The sequence below is a fragment of the Flammeovirga sp. AWQ4_249 genome (assembly GCF_056161045.1).
The window spans coordinates 144,710-160,982 of sequence record NZ_JBSWYJ010000007.1 but is presented as its reverse complement, the minus strand read 5'-3'; the positions used below and the strand labels follow the sequence as shown (position 1 = coordinate 160,982).

Below are 16,273 nucleotides of genomic sequence, written 5' to 3'. Positions count from 1 at the left end.
AACGTTTCTTAATACACCATTTTCAACTTACAGTGTAAGGTTGACTGCATTATACAACTTGAATAAATGTAAAAATGATTTTCTTATTTATTTATTTTAAATTATTACACTTAAAATAAGAGCAAAAATAATAGAAATTGTAATAATTGATGTTTAAAAAGCAACTTTGAGAATTAGAATTCAATTTTACTTACATCTAAGCAACAAAAAAAAGGAAACCATTTTTTACTGATTTCCTTCATTTTTTATTAAAATAATAACCAAACTAATTATTACTTACATCCTTTTCAGGTTTTGTTTTCCATCTTTCATGGAACCATACCCATTGATCAGGTGCTTCACGGATAAATTTCTCTAAAGCTAATGACATATTCTGAGTATTTGTTGTAATATCTTTTTCTTTATCACCTGTTTTTACCAATGGTACTTCTGGTCTAAATTCTAAAAGATGTTTTCCATTGTCTTGTAACTTTATTGAAGCAGGAATAATTGCCGCGTCAGCTTTTAACGCTAACATGGCAGCACCAATAGGAGTGGCTGCTGGTTTACCATAAAAATCAACAAAAGTGTTTTGTACTTTATTGGTATCTTGATCAATTAAAAGAAATGCTAATCCACCGTCTTTTAACTTTTTGTACATTTTTATACTACCTCTTGGATCTGAACGCTCAACAAAATCTGCTTGGTCATTTTTATTATGTCTTCTAGTATTTACAACAAGTTCATTTAATTTTTCATCATGAAGTTTAGCACCTATTGCAATACATGGATAATCTGACATACTTAGATAAAAACCAACCATATCAAAAGCTCCTCTATGGCATGTTAAAAGAATTACACCTTTTCCTTTTTCATAAGCATCAATCAAATTCTGTTCACCTTCAACATCAATAATTGATACTAATTCTTCCCTTGTCTTTAAAGAAGGGAATCGAACAACATCTGTAAAATTTCGACCTAAGTTTTTAAATACATTTTTTGCAATGGTCTCTATTTCTTTATCAGACAATTCATTTTCATAGGCATACTTAAGATGTTTTAATGTAAGTTCCTTCGTTTTGGGCATTACATAATAAACTAGACTACCTAGTTTACTAAAAAACCACATAAGCATTTTTCGAGGTACCCAGTTAGCAACTTTTATTAAACCTTTTATGACTTGATATAAAAGCTCATACTTTACCTTCTTCCAACCTTTATGCTGACTCATTTATATCTTTTTGTTTATATATGTAAAAAGGCAACGATCAATAATGAACGTTGCCTATATATTTTATTTATAGCTTAATGTTATACGTCAACATTTGCATAACGTGCATTTCTTTCGATAAAGTCACGACGAGGTGCTACTTCATCACCCATAAGCATAGAGAATAAGTGATCAGCTTCAGCTGCTGATTCAATATTTACTTTACTCATAGATCTAAATTCAGGATCCATTGTTGTGTGCCATAATTGTTCTGGGTTCATTTCACCAAGACCTTTATAACGTTGAATACCAACTTTTCCTTCATCACCACCAAATTCTTGTATAGCTTTTACACGATCGTCTTCACTCCAGCAGTATTTTTCTTGCTTACCTTTCTTTACCAAGTAAAGAGGAGGTTGAGCGATATATAGATAACCTTGCTCGATAAGCGGTTTCATATATCTAAAGAATAAAGTTAGAATCAATGTACGAATGTGAGAACCATCAATATCGGCATCGGTCATGATAATGATTTTATGATAACGAAGCTTTTCTAAATTAAGTTCTTTCTCGTCATTTTCAGTACCAAAACGAACACCTAAAGCAGTAATGATATTTTTAATTTCCTCATTATCGTAGATTTTATGCTCTTGTGCTTTTTCTACGTTAAGGATTTTACCTTTTAAAGGTAAGATCGCTTGGAAATTTCTATCTCTACCTTGCTTAGCAGAACCACCTGCTGAGTCACCCTCCACTAGGTATAATTCACATAATGCAGGATCCTTTTCAGAACAGTCAGAAAGTTTACCAGGAAGACCAGTACCTGTAAGTACGTTCTTTCTTTGTACCATTTCACGAGCTTTTCTAGCAGCATGACGAGCTTGAGCAGCAGTGATTACTTTCTGTACAATATTTTTAGCTTCTTTAGGATGTTCTTCTAAGAAAGTTTTTAAAGTCTCTGTTACAGCAGAATCCACTGCACCAGATACTTCAGAGTTACCTAATTTTGTTTTAGTCTGACCCTCAAATTGTGGTTCAGGAACTTTTACCGAAATAATAGCCGTTAAACCTTCTCTAAAGTCATCACCAGAGATATCAACTTTTACTTTGTCTAATAAGCCCGTAGAATCTGCATAAGATTTCAAAGTTCTTGTAAGTGAACGTCTAAAACCTGCAACGTGCGTACCACCTTCGTAAGTGTTGATATTGTTCACATAAGAAAATACATGTTCAGAGAATGACGTATTGTAAGTCATTGCCACTTGAACTTGAATATTTGACTTTTCGCCTTCCATAAAAATAGGAGTGGCTAATAAAGCTTGTCTTGTGCTATCTAAGTATGCAACATATTCAGCTAAACCTCCTTCAGAGTAGAAAGTTTCTTGAATAAAGTTACCATCTTCGTCTTTTTCTCTTTTATCCTCTAAGTGAATTGTAATACCAGCATTTAAGTAAGATAATTCTCTTAATCTTGATGCTACAGTATCATAATTATAAACACCTGAAGTAAAAATTGTAAGGTCAGGCCAGAATTGAACAGTCGTTCCAGTGATATCCGTTTCACCAACAACTTTAACATCGTATTGAGGAATACCTGTTTTATACTCTTGTTGGAAAACTTTTCCTGCTCTATGAACAGTCACTTTCAAGTCTTTTGATAAGGCGTTTACACATGAAACACCAACACCATGAAGACCACCTGATACCTTATATGTATCTTTATCAAATTTACCACCGGCATGAAGTACTGTCATTACAACCTCTAAAGCAGATTTTTTTTCCTTAGGGTGCATGTCAGTAGGAATACCTCTACCATTATCTCTTACAGTGATAGAGTTGTCTTCATTAATTGTTACATATATGTCTGTACAAAAACCAGCCATTGCTTCATCAATAGAGTTGTCTACAACCTCCCAAATTAGATGATGTAAACCTTTGATGCCAATGTCACCAATGTACATTGCTGGTCTCTTACGAACGGCTTCTAATCCCTCTAGGATTTGAATATTACCGGCTGAATAATTGTCTTTTTTTTCTTCCATATCTTTATACAAAATATCTGCGAAGCTAGCTCTTTTTACAATTAATTACAACCCTTTTTTTGAGTTGAAGTTGTAGTTAATTGCCTACAAAGAGTTTAATCTTCTTTTTGCTTCAGAATCTATACTATTTTTATAAGCATGTTTGGGGTATGAATAGGCTTTTTTGTAGTAGAATGATGCTTTTTGTTTATCATTTAATCCTTCATAAAGTTTGCCTAAATTCAATGCCGAATTTGCTGTGAAATACTCTTTTGGCTTGGCTCCGCCATATTCAATCACATTAAGATAATACTTTATTGCTAAAGTTGTATCATTTAAAGCTTGTTTTACTCTTGCGTGTCGATAATTATATTCTAATTTATCTTTTTTAGAGAATTCTTCTGTATTCATTATACTTAATATTGAATCTGAAGCTGAATAATTCTTACTGTCAAATAAAATTCTTGCATGCATTAATTCTTTATTTGAATAAGTGTAATCCAGTGCAAATGATTGAGCATGCTTATCTAAATACAATCTTTCTTCGCCATCAGTAATAATTGTATTTCTTAAAGTAAGTAACTCATTCCTGCTTTTATTTTCAATAAGCCATGCAATCAAATAGAGTCGATAATTACTAGTTTTTATATAATCTCCTTGAGTTACTAGGAGATATTTATGAAATGATTTTTTTGATTGATTATAATGACCATCATAGAACTCAGCTGTTCCCAATAAATAGTAATAATAACCATACCTTTGAATTTCATCAAGAGTAAATGTTTTTAATAATTCAATATTATTACTATAATTTTTCAATTTATCATTGACCCAGCTTATAATAATTTTACCTTCAAATAAAGAAGAATATTTTAGGGAAAATATTTCTAATTTTTCCTGGGGATTATTTTTTAATATAAATGCGTCTAACAATAAGTCAGCAGAATAAGCTTCAAATCTTATAAGATCATCATCTGCGTTTTTTGCATTTTCTATTAATTGCTGAATATCATATTCATCGATAATTGGAAAACCAACCAACCGCATAATCCATTGATATTCTTGAGGTATAATACTTACAGTCGTAGAGATAATGCTAACAATAAGTCCATTAAAAGTATCATTTTGATTTTCTTTGTAAGCCTTGTGAGATAAATTGTAGACTTTTTTTAAATCCCAATATCCACTCCAATAAGATGCGTCTTTAAATTCACATAGACTTTTGAATAAGAGTGTATTATTATACTCCTTGATCCCTTTATCTACATTTGGAATTTCTTGATTATGGTTCGTTGAAATCAAGATATTTTCATATACAGATAGAGTGGATAAACTTTGCTCTAAAGTTACATTAGAAGTCTGTGCAATAGCGTTTAGAGTACTAATGTAGACTAGAAAAAATATTTTTACTATGTTCAAAAAAATTGGATATAACTATTATAAGAAACTTTTTTTTGCAATATTAATTGATGCGAAAATATATTAAGAAAGAATTTTAAACAACATTAAGTTAATGCTACCTTATAAAATAGGATTAGTAACTTTTTTTAGATATTCTTGTCATCTAGAACAAATATAAAACATATGAAATTTATTGTAGAAATAAAGTTACCAGAAGTTTTAGATCAACATCTAATTGATATTCTTCCTTCTCAATATACTGAGATCGGAAACATGATGAATGATGGAATTATCTCTTCATTCATGTTATCAGATGATGCGCAAAAAGCATGGTTAACTTTAGATGCAGAATCAAAAACAGAAGTTGATAACATTTTATGTGCTTTCAAACTTTATGATTTTGTTCAAATTGAAATTTCTGAATTAAGCATTGCTGAGGTCACTAGTCCATCTATACCTTCATTTTCTCTAAACTAAGAACATTTTAAGAGATATTTTCTTAGGGTTTCAGTTCTACAAAAAGTAGGATTGAAACCCTTTTTGTTTACTTTCTAGTTTTCAAATATTGTAATATTAATATTTGCACGTAATTTGTAGTATAGATTAAAATTCAAAATTTAGATAAACACTTACAGCATGCAAAGGTTTAAGTATACTTTACTTTTTTACTTTTTAGTATTCTTTTCTCATATATCTCAAGCACAGAATGTTCTTGACAACCCTTTAGTTTTAAAATTGAGTGGCTATGAACTGGTTTATAGCGAAGTAAAATATGATGAAATAGAATTTCCAATGAGTGAGGTAGATATTATTCCTCTTTCGGGAGATAAAACTTTTGCGACATTTAGGTATGGAAAGAATAATTCCTATAAACATCCTAATGCAAATCAGGTTATACAAACCTATTTCGATAAAGTAAAAAGCTTAAGAGGGAAACCATTATTTAAAGGAAGTAATTATGGTTCTTTTCAGGTTAAATCAAATACAAAAAAGTTTTGGTGTGTCTTAGAAACACATGAAGATGGAGATACTTATACAATTACTATTATTGAGCAACAAAAAATCCAAGAAGCGGAAACTGCTCAAGAGATGTTAGAGCTATTAAAATCTAAAGGTGAAGTAGATTTATATTTCCAATTCTCAACGGGTAGTGCTAATCTATCTCAGGCTTCTTACCAAACAATTAAAGAATTATCAATCCTATTAAATAGATACGCTCCAAAATTGAGATTGAGTATTGAAGGACATACCGATAATGTTGGTAGTGTTTCTGCAAACAAGAAATTATCACTCCAAAGAGCAGTAGCTGTAAAAAATGAATTAATTAAAAATGGGGTAAATAAAGATCGATTAGAAACCGTAGGGTGGGGATCTGAGAAACCAATTGCTCCTAACGATACTGAACAAGGCCGATTGAAAAACAGAAGAGTTTCGATAAAAGCTTTGAACTAATTACATTTGCAACCGATTCATCAAATTGAATCGGTTTTTTTATGCGAAAATATTTATTTTTTTTAATTCCAATCACACTTTTTTGGGGATGTGATGAAAATGCTGATAGAAATCAAGCATTTATTAAAGGTAGAGATGCTTTAAAACAAAAAGAGTATCAAACAGCTTTAACACAATTAGAGATGGCTGTATCATTTGATAGTACTTTTGCGGAAGCTTGGAATAATTTGGGTATTACTTACTTTGAGCTTGAAGAATACAAAAAGGCAAGCAATGCTTATGAAAAAGCTATCCAATTAGATTCATGTCTTCAAGATGCTTATCAGAATAAAGCAAATTTATTGTTTCATTTTAATAAAAATGAGGAAGCAATTGGTGCATTGAATGTGGGATTAAATTGTAATCAAGAAAATTTGACTCTTTTATTAAATCGAGCAACACTTCTACAAATGGAAGGTAAATTTGATTTGGCAATGCAAGATTTAAGAGCTTACCAAAAAATTGTACCTAAAGATGATATTCTTTTTACAAATATAGGGTACTGTTTTTATGAACTCGGTCAGTATGATTCAGCGTTTCATTATTCTGTAATTGCTTTAGAACTAAATGAAAAACGAGATGAAGCTGCCAATAATTTAGGAATGATATCGTTGAAAACAGATAAAAAAGAAGATGCTTTAAAGTTTTTCAAAGACGCTGTTAAACTTAAACCTCACAATACTCTTTACCGAAAAAATGTCGCCGAGACTGCTTTTGCGTTAAATGAAATGGAGACTGCCTGTCAAAATGCTAAAATGGCTCAGTATTATGGTAAGGAAAATCAATTTGATAATTTAGTTGAAAAAACTTGTAGTGATCAGAAATAGTATGTCTTTTAATTCTATTACAATTCTTCTCATAAAAAAATAAAATCCATATTTTTTGAAGAAAAGGTGAAAATTGATTCATTTTTTTATCGAAATGTAAATAAGGTTTTATAATTTGTAGTTTATAAATTTTCTTTTTGATAAATCAAACTGATATTCAGAGATTTATTAAATGAGGTTGCAAACAGAACTGAAAAGAAATAATAAAATGGATTATCAAAATCTACTTTTAGAAAAAAATGAGAGTTTACTTACAATTACTATCAATCGAGAAAGTAAACTAAATGCATTAAACGCTAAGACTTTAGAGGAACTTAAAGCTGTATTCCAAGATGCATATGATGATGATACTATAAGAGCTATCATTATCACTGGTAAAGGAAATAAAGCTTTTGTAGCAGGTGCCGATATCTCTGAGATTAAAGAACTTAATGAATTAAATGCAAGAAAATTTTCAGAAGAAGGTCAAGAAATTTTTCAAAGTATTGAATCTTGCCCAAAACCTGTAATTGCAGCGGTGAATGGTTTCGCTTTAGGTGGAGGTTGTGAATTAGCAATGTCATGTCATATAAGAGTAGCTAGTGAAAATGCTAAATTTGGCTTACCTGAAGTTTCTTTAGGCATTATTCCTGGCTATGGGGGAACACAAAGATTACCTCGTTTAGTTGGTAAAGGCATTGCCAATGAATTAATCTTAACAGGAGACATGATTGATTCAAAACGAGGGCATGAGATTGGTTTAGTGAACCATGTGGTTCCTCAAGATGAAGTGCTCAATAAATCTGAAGAAATTGTAAATAAAATACTTAAAAAGGCACCATTAGCAATTTCACACGCAATTGATTGTATAAATGCTTCTCACCCCAATAATACGGGCTTTCAAACTGAAGCAAATGCTTTTTCTAGTGCCATTAAGACAGAAGACTTTATAGAAGGTACAAGTGCTTTCTTAGAAAAGAGAAAACCCTCATTCCAAGGGAAATAGATAATAGATATAAAAGATATTAAGACCTCTTGTTACAAATTTTGATGTAATAAGAGGTTTTTGTGTAATTAGAATCATGTTAAAAAAATTACTTTCAGATACCGTCGTCTATGGGCTGACAACAGTATTGATGAAGCTTATTAATTATGCTTTAACTCCTTTACATACTTCTGTATTTGGTCCAGCAAGTTTTGGTATAGTTTCCTTATTTTATTCTTATGCCATACTTTTTAATGTCATCTATACCTATGGTATGGAAACTGCATTTTTTAGATTTGCTACTAAGGGAAATAAAAAGACTGTTTTTTCAAATATCCAATCCTCTCTAATCATTACTTCTTTTATTTTATCTTCAATAATATGGTTACTTGCACCATATATAGATAATTTATTTGGGTATGAAGACAGTGAAGTATATGTAAAAATGTTTTCATTACTTTTTGCTGTTGACACATTAATTGTAATTCCATTTGCTAGTTTAAGAATAGATGGAAAAGCAAAAAGGTTTGCTATTTTAAAGTTGTCTGAAGTTGTTATGACTTTTGGCCTAAATTATTTTTTCTTAGTCTATTGTAATGATGTTCTAATTGGTGAATCAAATAGTATATTTTCATCATTGATATCTCAGTATTATGACCCTACTTTTGGTAGAGGATATGTTTTCTTAGCTAACCTAATTTCAAAAGGAATAATATTAATGATGCTGATAGATAAATTCTTTGCTATCAAATTCTCATGGTCTTGGCCAACAATGAAACCTTATTACAAATATGGTTTTCCTCTAATTTTCTCAGGAATAGCCTTTTTCATCAATGAAGCTTCAGATAGAACATTGTTAGCTTTATTACTGCCTGATAATTTTTATGATTTTGGAAATGCAGAAGCTGCAATGGGAGTATATTCAGCCAATTATAGATTATCCATATTTATCACCTTAGCTGTTACAGCATACAAATATGCAGCAGAGCCTTTCTTTTTTTCTACTGCAGAATCTAAAAATTCACCTAAAGTTTTCTCTGATGTAATGCATTACTTTGTCATTACATTGATGGTCATGGTAGTAGGAGTAGTAAGTAATTTATCTTGGATCGCTCCAATTTTCATACGTCAAGAAGCTTATCTAGTTGGTCTTCCAGTTGTACCAATTTTACTTATGGCGAATGTGTTTTTAGGTATGTATTATAATTTATCGGTTTGGTTTAAAGTCACTGATAAAACAAGTTATGGAGCAAGAATTAGTGGAATAGGAGCAATAGTTACTTTGACTTTAAACTTTATATTAATCCCAATCATTGGGTTTTATGGAAGTGCAATCGCAACGTTTTTTTGCTACTTCACTATGATGAGCTATTCCTATTATCTAGGGCAAAAATATTATCCTATTCCTTACAAGATAAAAATGGTATTTGTATACTTTATTATTGGAGGAATTTTTATACTTTTGAACACATTTATTAAAATCGATGGTTTTTGGACGAATATTTTTATCCAAAATGTATTGTTTTTAATCTTTTTAATGATTGTTTCTTTTCTTGAAAGAAATTTAATTATATCTCTTTTTAAAAAACTTTCAAACAGAATTTAATTCGAATGAAAATCAAAGTAATTAATAAGAGTAATAATCCATTACCTCAGTATCAAACACCTCTTTCTGCAGGGTTAGATTTAAGAGCAGTTTTGGATGAACCTATTACACTTAAGCCGCTAGAAAGACACCTATTACCAACAGGTTTATATATTGAATTACCTCAAGGTTATGAGGCACAAGTTAGACCAAGATCTGGTTTAGCATTTAAACATGGACTTACTGTTTTAAATTCTCCAGGAACAATTGATGCCGATTATAGAGGGGAAATTAAAGTTCTTTTAGTAAATTTATCTAATGAGCCGTTTACTATTGAAAATGAAGAACGTATAGCGCAATTAATTGTAGCTAAACATGAAACAATTGTATGGGAGCCTGTTGAAGAACTTTCTGAAACTGAAAGAGGAGCAGGTGGATACGGAAGTACAGGAAAAAAATAAATAAAAAAGATGAAAATTATTGTACCAATGGCTGGTCGTGGTTCACGCTTAAGACCACATACTCTTACTACCCCAAAACCATTAGTAAAAATTGCCGGTAAACCAATTGTACATAGACTAGTAGAAGATTTAGCTGCTATGTCTGATGAAACGCTTGAAGAAATTGCTTATGTAATTGGTGATTTTGGAGATGTTGTTGAAAAAGAATTGATTGAAATTGCTGAGGCATTAGGAGCTAAAGGAACGATCTATTATCAAGATGAGCCATTAGGAACTGCACATGCAATTAATTGTGCTGCCGATTCAATGGATGGTAACATTATTGTTGCTTTCGCTGACACATTATTTAAAGCTGATTTTACGATTGATAAGTTTGAAGATGGTATTATATACACACAAAGAGTCGAAGATCCATCTGCATTTGGTGTTGTAAAATTAGATGGAGAAGGAGTAATTACTGATTTTGTTGAGAAACCAACTGAATTTGTTTCAGATCAAGCAATCATCGGTATTTACTATTTCAAAGAAGGAGAAAAATTACGTACTGAATTACAATATTTAATTGATAATAACATCATGAATGATGGTGAATATCAATTAACTGGAGCTTTAGAAAACATGAAGGCTAAAGGTGCCAGGTTAAAACCAGGTACTGTAGTGGAATGGTTAGACTGTGGTAACAAAGATGCTATTGTGAACACTAACCAAAGATATCTTACTTATATTCAGGAGCAAGAATTAGTACATGACAGTGCCGTTTTAGACAATGTTGTATTAGTTAGCCCAGTTTACGTTGGTGAGAATGTAAGAATTTCAAATGCTGTAGTGGGACCATATGTATCAATTGGAGACAATACAATTATTGAGAATTCTGTTGTTCAAAATTCAATTGTACAAGAAGATACAGATATACGTAAAGTGAATATTGAAAACTCTGTGGTAGGTAACCATGTAGTTTATAGAGGTAGATCAAAAGATTTAAGTATTGGTGATTTTACATCAGTAAAAGAATAAATATTCAAAAAATATAAAATATCTTCTGAAAACAGCGAAATAATTATATTTCGCTGTTTTTTTCATTTAGTATTTTTGTAGATTTATAGATATATAGAAGAAAATTGAATTAGAGGGGTTATCATACACAATGAATAAAAACTTATTAAACATTCGTACTCTTTTACTCTTACTTATCATCAGCTTCATGGCTTTTGATAATGTTGGATACGCTCAAAAAAAGAAGAAAAAGAAAAAATCAAAGAAGGAAAAAAATACGCCAGTTGTTAGCATAGAAGAACCTTCAAAAAAAGACCTAAGAAAAGCAGAAGAATTATTTATTTATGCTGTTAATGAATATTTATTAGAAGAGTATGATCAAGCCTTAGAACTTCTCTTAAAATGTAATGAATTAAATGGTAAAGATGATGGAGTAAAATACCAAACTGCATTATGTTATCAGAAATTAGAAAATTATCAAAGATCACAACAGTTTGCAAAAAGAGCTTTAGAATTAGCTCCTGAGAACAAATATTATTATAAACTTGTCGCTCAAAACTATGAAATATTAGGGCTATACAAGGATGCTCTTCAAGTCTTGGAAACTCAAATTGCAAAAACAGGTGATGACGAAGAAGCTTATTTCCAAATAGCAATGCTTTATCTTCAAATGGGAGCACCTCGTAATGCAATTGAATATTTTGATATAGGTGAAGAAAAGTATGGAATCAATGATGTTATTGTAAGACAAAAACAAAGGATCTACATTAGATTAGGTGATTTGGATGCTGCTTTAGCGGAAGGTGAAAAATTAATCAAAGCATATCCAGAAGAATTAGATTTTAAATATTCTCAAGTTCGTTTGCTTCTAGGTAATAATAAGACAGATGATGCTAGAGAAATGTTAGAACCCATTTTAAAAAATTACCCTAACGAAGGTGAAGGACATTTTTTATTAGCTAACATATATAGGAATCAAGGTGAATCAGAAAAATACTTCGAAGAATTAAAGATTGCATTTGGTAGTGATGATGCCTTATCAGATGAGAGTTATAATATTCTTACTGGTTACCTTCAATTTACTTATAATGAAAAGAAGAGAGAAGAAGGAGAAGAGTTATTGAAAATTGCTCTAGAAGCTCATCCTACTAGTGACAAACTTTTAGCAATCTTTGGTGATTTCATGGTTTCAACTAAGAAATACGCTGATGCTAGAACATTCTATAGAAGATCATTAGATATTAACCCTGACAACTTTAAGCTATGGCAACAAGTATTATCGATAGATTGGGAATTACAAGAAACTGACTCTGTGAATAAACATGCTGATTTAGCATTAGAATATTTCCCAAATCAGGCAATTTTATACTTCTATAGTGGTTCAGCAAAGTTGTTTCTAGAAGAATATGAAGAGGCAGAAGTAATGTTTAATCAAGGATTACAGATAGTTGTGGATCCATCTCTAAAGATACAATTTAACGCTCAATTAGGAGACACTTATTATAAATTGGATGATTATCAAAAAGCTTTTGCTAAATATGAAGAAGTATTAAAAGTTGATCCTATCAATCTATATGTCTTAAACAATTACAGCTATTACTTGTCTCTTAGAAAAGAAAATCTTGAGAAAGCAGAAAAAATGTCTCATGAATTAATATTAGCTGAACCTGAAAATGATACTTATCTAGATACTTATGGGTGGGTTTTATTTGTAAGTAAAAAGTATACAGAAGCTGAAAAAGTCTTAGAAAAAGCTGCTGGTTTGACCAAAAGTGGAACTGTCTTAGAGCACTATGGAGATGTTCTTGCTAAGGTTGGAAATACCGAAAAGGCTTTAGAATATTGGCAAAAAGCAAAAGATTCAGGAGATGAAGTAAGTAAAGTTTTGGACCAAAAAATTAAGTCCAAAAAATTTATTGAAGAATAGAAATGAAAAGTCTTTGTAACGATAATTACAAAGACTTTTTTTATTTTTTTTCAGATAGATATTTTAATACTTTCAGGGTAGGTTCATAATTAGAACAACCCTCTAAAGATTTTTGGAAATATCTTTCTGCTAGATCATGGTTGTTAGATTGTAAATAGGCTATTGCTAAATTATAATGTAATGCTGGAAAATAGGGTAGCCTCATTTGCATTTTTGTATATAAATCAGCAGCTTCTTTTAATTCCCCACATCTACTAGCAAAATTTGCTTCTGCTAAATCAGTAAAGTCTGGGTGATGCCCTTGATTAGCTCTGTAAAATTCAATCAATGTACCAGGAATTCCCACTAAAAACATCATATTTTTAAAAATATTCTTGTGAAAAAATTCTATACCTAAATTATCACCTCCATAATATTTTGTAGTTTTCCAATGCATCTTTTTATTATGAAAAAAATACTCATATTTTCTCCTGTAAGCTAATCGATCATAGTAACCTGTTTCAGGACAAATATCAAAATCTTCGCCATTAGAAAATAGTAATCCATGTTTATCTGAAATAGAATGACACTCATCACAATAATGATACTGCGTTTCAAGATGTCCATCCCAATCTATATGATTATCACACTTACCACATCTTCTCACGGTATTTGCATTTTGTGACTTAAAAATATTGTAAGCCCTCTTAATATCTTTAATCATACCCGATTTAATAATTAAAGCATTATTTTTTTCAATTCTCCATTTAGAGGTCAGTTTACCTAACAAAGGATATCTTTCAAAAGTGATAATTAAGTAACCACTAAAGTAAGTCATCCGTAAAATATCATAAAAAGAAATAATTTCACCAGCTAAAGAAATTCCATTTTCACTGATATTTCCTAATTTTGGTAATAGAAAATGACTTGCTTTTTTTTCATTAAAAGTCCTAAAAGAAAAGGCAAAAGAAGGGATTTCCATCATAAAACGCGTTTTTATTGTAAATTTATCAAATGTAAAAGGATAATTTCATTGGTTTAATGTAAACTTTTGATATTTTTACAAAAGGAAAAATTCCTATTTATTAAAGATAATAACAACGTATTAATTACGTTTTAAAGATAATTAATTTGACACTAGTAGAAAACCTGTCGCTAATAGCGCCAGGCTTTTTTTTATTCAAATTTTTATGATTAACTTCTAAATGTGTTGATTGGTAAAATATCTAACTAGTTTCTCATGAAGAATAGAACTAAATTTTCAATCTGGTATTTCCTCAGTATTCTTGGAGGAATGCTATTTTTAGAAGCCTTATTTTTCTCTGGACCCAATGTTAAAGAATTATCTTATAATGCATTCAGGGATAGTGTCTCATTAGGTAAAGTAGAACATGTTGTTATTGCTGATGATAAAGTTTATGGAAAAATTAAAAAACCATTAACGGATAACTTCCTCAGTGATACTACAGCTGTTGATTCTACTGAAGCAAATAAAAGAAATGGATTATGGAAAATAGATGCTTCTGGTAAAGCCGCACCTTGGCGCGTAGATTATGAAAGAAGAAAAGAAGATCTAAGTAGACAATTTTATGTCATTAAATTGGATGATCCTGATCTTATAAATGATTTACAAGAAGCAAATATTGATTATAAAGGAATAATTGAAAATGATTGGTTAGGAAATTTCTTTTCTAATTGGTTATTACCCTTTGGACTTTTATTTGTCATTTGGGCATTCTTAATGCGTCGAATGGGTAAAGGAGGAGGCCTCGGTGGAGGTGGAGGTAATAATTATCTCAATGTTGGTAAAAGCAAAGCTAAAATATATGCAGCAGACGCTGAACATTTGGTCAATTTTGATGATGTCGCAGGTTGTGACGAAGCGAAACAAGAACTGGCTGAAGTTGTTGACTTTTTAAAGAATTCTGAGAAGTACACTGAGCTTGGAGCTAAAATTCCTAAAGGAATTTTACTTGTAGGACCTCCTGGTACTGGTAAAACACTTTTAGCAAAAGCCGTAGCAGGTGAAGCAGGTGTCCATTTTTATAGTTTATCTGGTTCAGATTTCGTGGAAATGTTTGTCGGTGTTGGTGCAGCTAGAGTTAGAGATCTATTTAACCAAGCAAAACAAAAAGCACCTTGTATTATTTTCATCGACGAGTTGGATGCTATTGGGAAAAGTAGATCTTCCAATGGCATGTCTGGAAATGATGAAAGAGAAAATACACTGAATCAACTTTTGGTTGAAATGGACGGTTTTGCTGCTGATCAAACAGTAATTGTTCTTGGAGCAACTAATAGACCTGAAATATTAGATAAAGCACTTTTAAGACCTGGCCGTTTTGATAGACAGGTTCAAGTAGATCGCCCTGATCTTAATGGGCGATTGATGATTCTCAAAGTTCATTCAAGTAAGATAAAATTAGCTGAATCTGTAGACCTTGAAGAGCTTGCCGCTCAGACTGCTGGTTTTGTAGGTGCTGACTTAGCTAATTTATGTAATGAAGCCGCATTATTAGCTGCTCGAGAAGGTAATACATCTGTTGAACATAAAAATTTCTTAGATGCATTTGAAAGAGTTGTAGCAGGTTTAGAAAAGAAAAATGCGGTGATTAGTGATGCAGAAAAAAGAATTGTAGCATATCATGAAGCAGGGCATGCTATTTTAGGACATTTTACAAAAGGTGCTGATCCTGTAAGAAAAGTTTCAATTGTACCAAGAGGTTCAGGTGCTTTAGGTTACGTGTTACAAGCTCCAACAGAGGATCGTTTTTTAATGAGTAAAGAAGAACTTTTAGGTAAAATAAAAGGCTTATTGGGTGGAAGAGCAGCTGAGGAAATTACTTTTGGTGATGTTAGTACCGGAGCTTCTAACGATCTTGAAAAAGTAGCATCAATTGTAAGATCAATGTTGACCGTTTATGGTATGAGTGAAAAATTACCTAACTTATCACTTCAAGTAGAAGGTCAAAATAATTTCTTAGGAAACGGAGGAAATTCACATAGAAGATCTGAAGACTTAGAGAAAGAAATCGATAAAGAAACTCTTCAAATTATTGCAAGATGTTATGAAGAAACGAAAGAATTTCTAATTGAAAGGAAAGACGATCTTGAAAAGTTAGCCAAAATTCTACTTGAAAAAGAAATTTTAGATGAACAGGACGTAAATAAAATTTTAGGTCCTAGAGTAGTATTAACTAAACATGATTAGATCAGAAAAGAAAATTGATGAATTTATTTTACGCGAAGCTAAATCCATTAAAGATCTTCTTAAAAGTGGAAGTATCTCAAAAGATTTAGTAAGTATTGATATATTTATTGATAATATTATTTCAGATTTTCAGATTGATCCATCTCAAAATGAATACCTCAGAAAGAGATCAATTGAAATTTTAAAGGAAAAAAATATTAAAATTGCTGGAATGTAATTATATT

The 16,273-nt window shown here is 31.0% G+C and carries 14 protein-coding genes; 10 read left to right on the top strand and 4 right to left on the bottom strand.

The annotated features are described in order from the left end of the window. Window positions 1–265 precede the first annotated feature (265 nt). The 3 genes from ACXAHM_RS08180 to ACXAHM_RS08170 form a co-directional block, all read right to left on the bottom strand. A complete protein-coding gene (locus ACXAHM_RS08180) occupies window positions 266–1,210 on the bottom strand; it encodes a lysophospholipid acyltransferase family protein (RefSeq protein ID WP_474959933.1) in 945 nt (314 codons plus the stop codon). 80 nt (window positions 1,211–1,290) lie between these two features. Next, window positions 1,291–3,231, bottom strand: coding sequence for a DNA topoisomerase (ATP-hydrolyzing) subunit B (gene gyrB / locus ACXAHM_RS08175; RefSeq protein WP_474959932.1), 1,941 nt, complete (start codon window positions 3,229–3,231; stop codon window positions 1,291–1,293). Between the two features lie 84 nt (window positions 3,232–3,315). Next, window positions 3,316–4,629 (bottom strand): tetratricopeptide repeat protein, encoded by a 1,314-nt coding sequence (locus ACXAHM_RS08170; protein ID WP_474959931.1) that lies wholly within the window; start codon window positions 4,627–4,629, stop codon window positions 3,316–3,318. Window positions 4,630–4,794: 165 nt separating this feature from the next. Here ACXAHM_RS08170 and ACXAHM_RS08165 point away from each other — a divergent pair, with 165 nt between their 5' ends. From ACXAHM_RS08165 to ACXAHM_RS08130, 8 genes are all read left to right on the top strand, one after another. Next, a complete protein-coding gene (locus tag ACXAHM_RS08165) occupies window positions 4,795–5,088 on the top strand; it encodes a hypothetical protein (protein ID WP_474959930.1) in 294 nt (97 codons plus the stop codon). A 159-nt stretch (window positions 5,089–5,247) separates the two neighbouring features. Next, entirely contained in the window at window positions 5,248–6,063 is an 816-nt protein-coding gene (locus ACXAHM_RS08160) for an OmpA family protein (protein WP_474959929.1), read from the top strand. Window positions 6,064–6,104: 41 nt separating this feature from the next. Next, window positions 6,105–6,929, top strand: coding sequence for a tetratricopeptide repeat protein (locus tag ACXAHM_RS08155; protein ID WP_474959928.1), 825 nt, complete (start codon window positions 6,105–6,107; stop codon window positions 6,927–6,929). Window positions 6,930–7,101: 172 nt separating this feature from the next. Next, window positions 7,102–7,914: an enoyl-CoA hydratase-related protein gene (locus tag ACXAHM_RS08150; protein ID WP_474959927.1), complete on the top strand. Its 813-nt coding sequence runs from the start codon at window positions 7,102–7,104 to the stop codon at window positions 7,912–7,914. Between the two features lie 76 nt (window positions 7,915–7,990). After that, the gene (locus ACXAHM_RS08145; protein ID WP_474959926.1) at window positions 7,991–9,499 is read left to right on the top strand and encodes a lipopolysaccharide biosynthesis protein; all 1,509 of its coding nucleotides are present in this window, start codon (window positions 7,991–7,993) and stop codon (window positions 9,497–9,499) included. A gap of 5 nt (window positions 9,500–9,504) precedes the next feature. Further along, complete coding sequence (gene dut / locus ACXAHM_RS08140; RefSeq protein ID WP_474959925.1) at window positions 9,505–9,939, top strand: dUTP diphosphatase; 435 nt, start codon at window positions 9,505–9,507, stop codon at window positions 9,937–9,939. Window positions 9,940–9,948: 9 nt separating this feature from the next. Next, a complete protein-coding gene (locus ACXAHM_RS08135) occupies window positions 9,949–10,953 on the top strand; it encodes a sugar nucleotidyltransferase (protein ID WP_474959924.1) in 1,005 nt (334 codons plus the stop codon). 130 nt (window positions 10,954–11,083) lie between these two features. After that, window positions 11,084–12,859, top strand: a complete 1,776-nt coding sequence (locus tag ACXAHM_RS08130) for a tetratricopeptide repeat protein (RefSeq protein WP_474959923.1) — start codon at window positions 11,084–11,086, stop codon at window positions 12,857–12,859. A gap of 40 nt (window positions 12,860–12,899) precedes the next feature. Here ACXAHM_RS08130 and ACXAHM_RS08125 read toward each other — a convergent pair whose 3' ends face one another. After that, window positions 12,900–13,823, bottom strand: a complete 924-nt coding sequence (locus ACXAHM_RS08125) for a tetratricopeptide repeat protein (protein WP_474959922.1) — start codon at window positions 13,821–13,823, stop codon at window positions 12,900–12,902. A gap of 255 nt (window positions 13,824–14,078) precedes the next feature. Here ACXAHM_RS08125 and ftsH point away from each other — a divergent pair, with 255 nt between their 5' ends. Then, entirely contained in the window at window positions 14,079–16,049 is a 1,971-nt protein-coding gene (gene ftsH, locus ACXAHM_RS08120; RefSeq protein ID WP_474959921.1) for an ATP-dependent zinc metalloprotease FtsH, read from the top strand. Beyond that, entirely contained in the window at window positions 16,042–16,266 is a 225-nt protein-coding gene (locus tag ACXAHM_RS08115; protein WP_474959920.1) for a hypothetical protein, read from the top strand. The genes ftsH and ACXAHM_RS08115 overlap by 8 nt, the downstream gene beginning before the upstream one ends. The last annotated feature ends 7 nt before the right edge of the window (window positions 16,267–16,273 follow it).

Coding starts and splice junctions, on each gene's coding strand:
- ACXAHM_RS08130 (WP_474959923.1), top strand. CDS start 11,084: ATGAATAAAAACTTATTAAACATTCGTACTCTTTTACTCTTACTTATC.
- ACXAHM_RS08160 (WP_474959929.1), top strand. CDS start 5,248: ATGCAAAGGTTTAAGTATACTTTACTTTTTTACTTTTTAGTATTCTTT.
- dut (WP_474959925.1), top strand. CDS start 9,505: ATGAAAATCAAAGTAATTAATAAGAGTAATAATCCATTACCTCAGTAT.
- ACXAHM_RS08155 (WP_474959928.1), top strand. CDS start 6,105: ATGCGAAAATATTTATTTTTTTTAATTCCAATCACACTTTTTTGGGGA.
- ftsH (WP_474959921.1), top strand. CDS start 14,079: ATGAAGAATAGAACTAAATTTTCAATCTGGTATTTCCTCAGTATTCTT.
- ACXAHM_RS08165 (WP_474959930.1), top strand. CDS start 4,795: ATGAAATTTATTGTAGAAATAAAGTTACCAGAAGTTTTAGATCAACAT.
- ACXAHM_RS08135 (WP_474959924.1), top strand. CDS start 9,949: ATGAAAATTATTGTACCAATGGCTGGTCGTGGTTCACGCTTAAGACCA.
- ACXAHM_RS08115 (WP_474959920.1), top strand. CDS start 16,042: ATGATTAGATCAGAAAAGAAAATTGATGAATTTATTTTACGCGAAGCT.
- gyrB (WP_474959932.1), bottom strand. CDS start 3,231: ATGGAAGAAAAAAAAGACAATTATTCAGCCGGTAATATTCAAATCCTA.
- ACXAHM_RS08180 (WP_474959933.1), bottom strand. CDS start 1,210: ATGAGTCAGCATAAAGGTTGGAAGAAGGTAAAGTATGAGCTTTTATAT.
- ACXAHM_RS08145 (WP_474959926.1), top strand. CDS start 7,991: ATGTTAAAAAAATTACTTTCAGATACCGTCGTCTATGGGCTGACAACA.
- ACXAHM_RS08150 (WP_474959927.1), top strand. CDS start 7,102: ATGAGGTTGCAAACAGAACTGAAAAGAAATAATAAAATGGATTATCAA.
- ACXAHM_RS08125 (WP_474959922.1), bottom strand. CDS start 13,823: ATGATGGAAATCCCTTCTTTTGCCTTTTCTTTTAGGACTTTTAATGAA.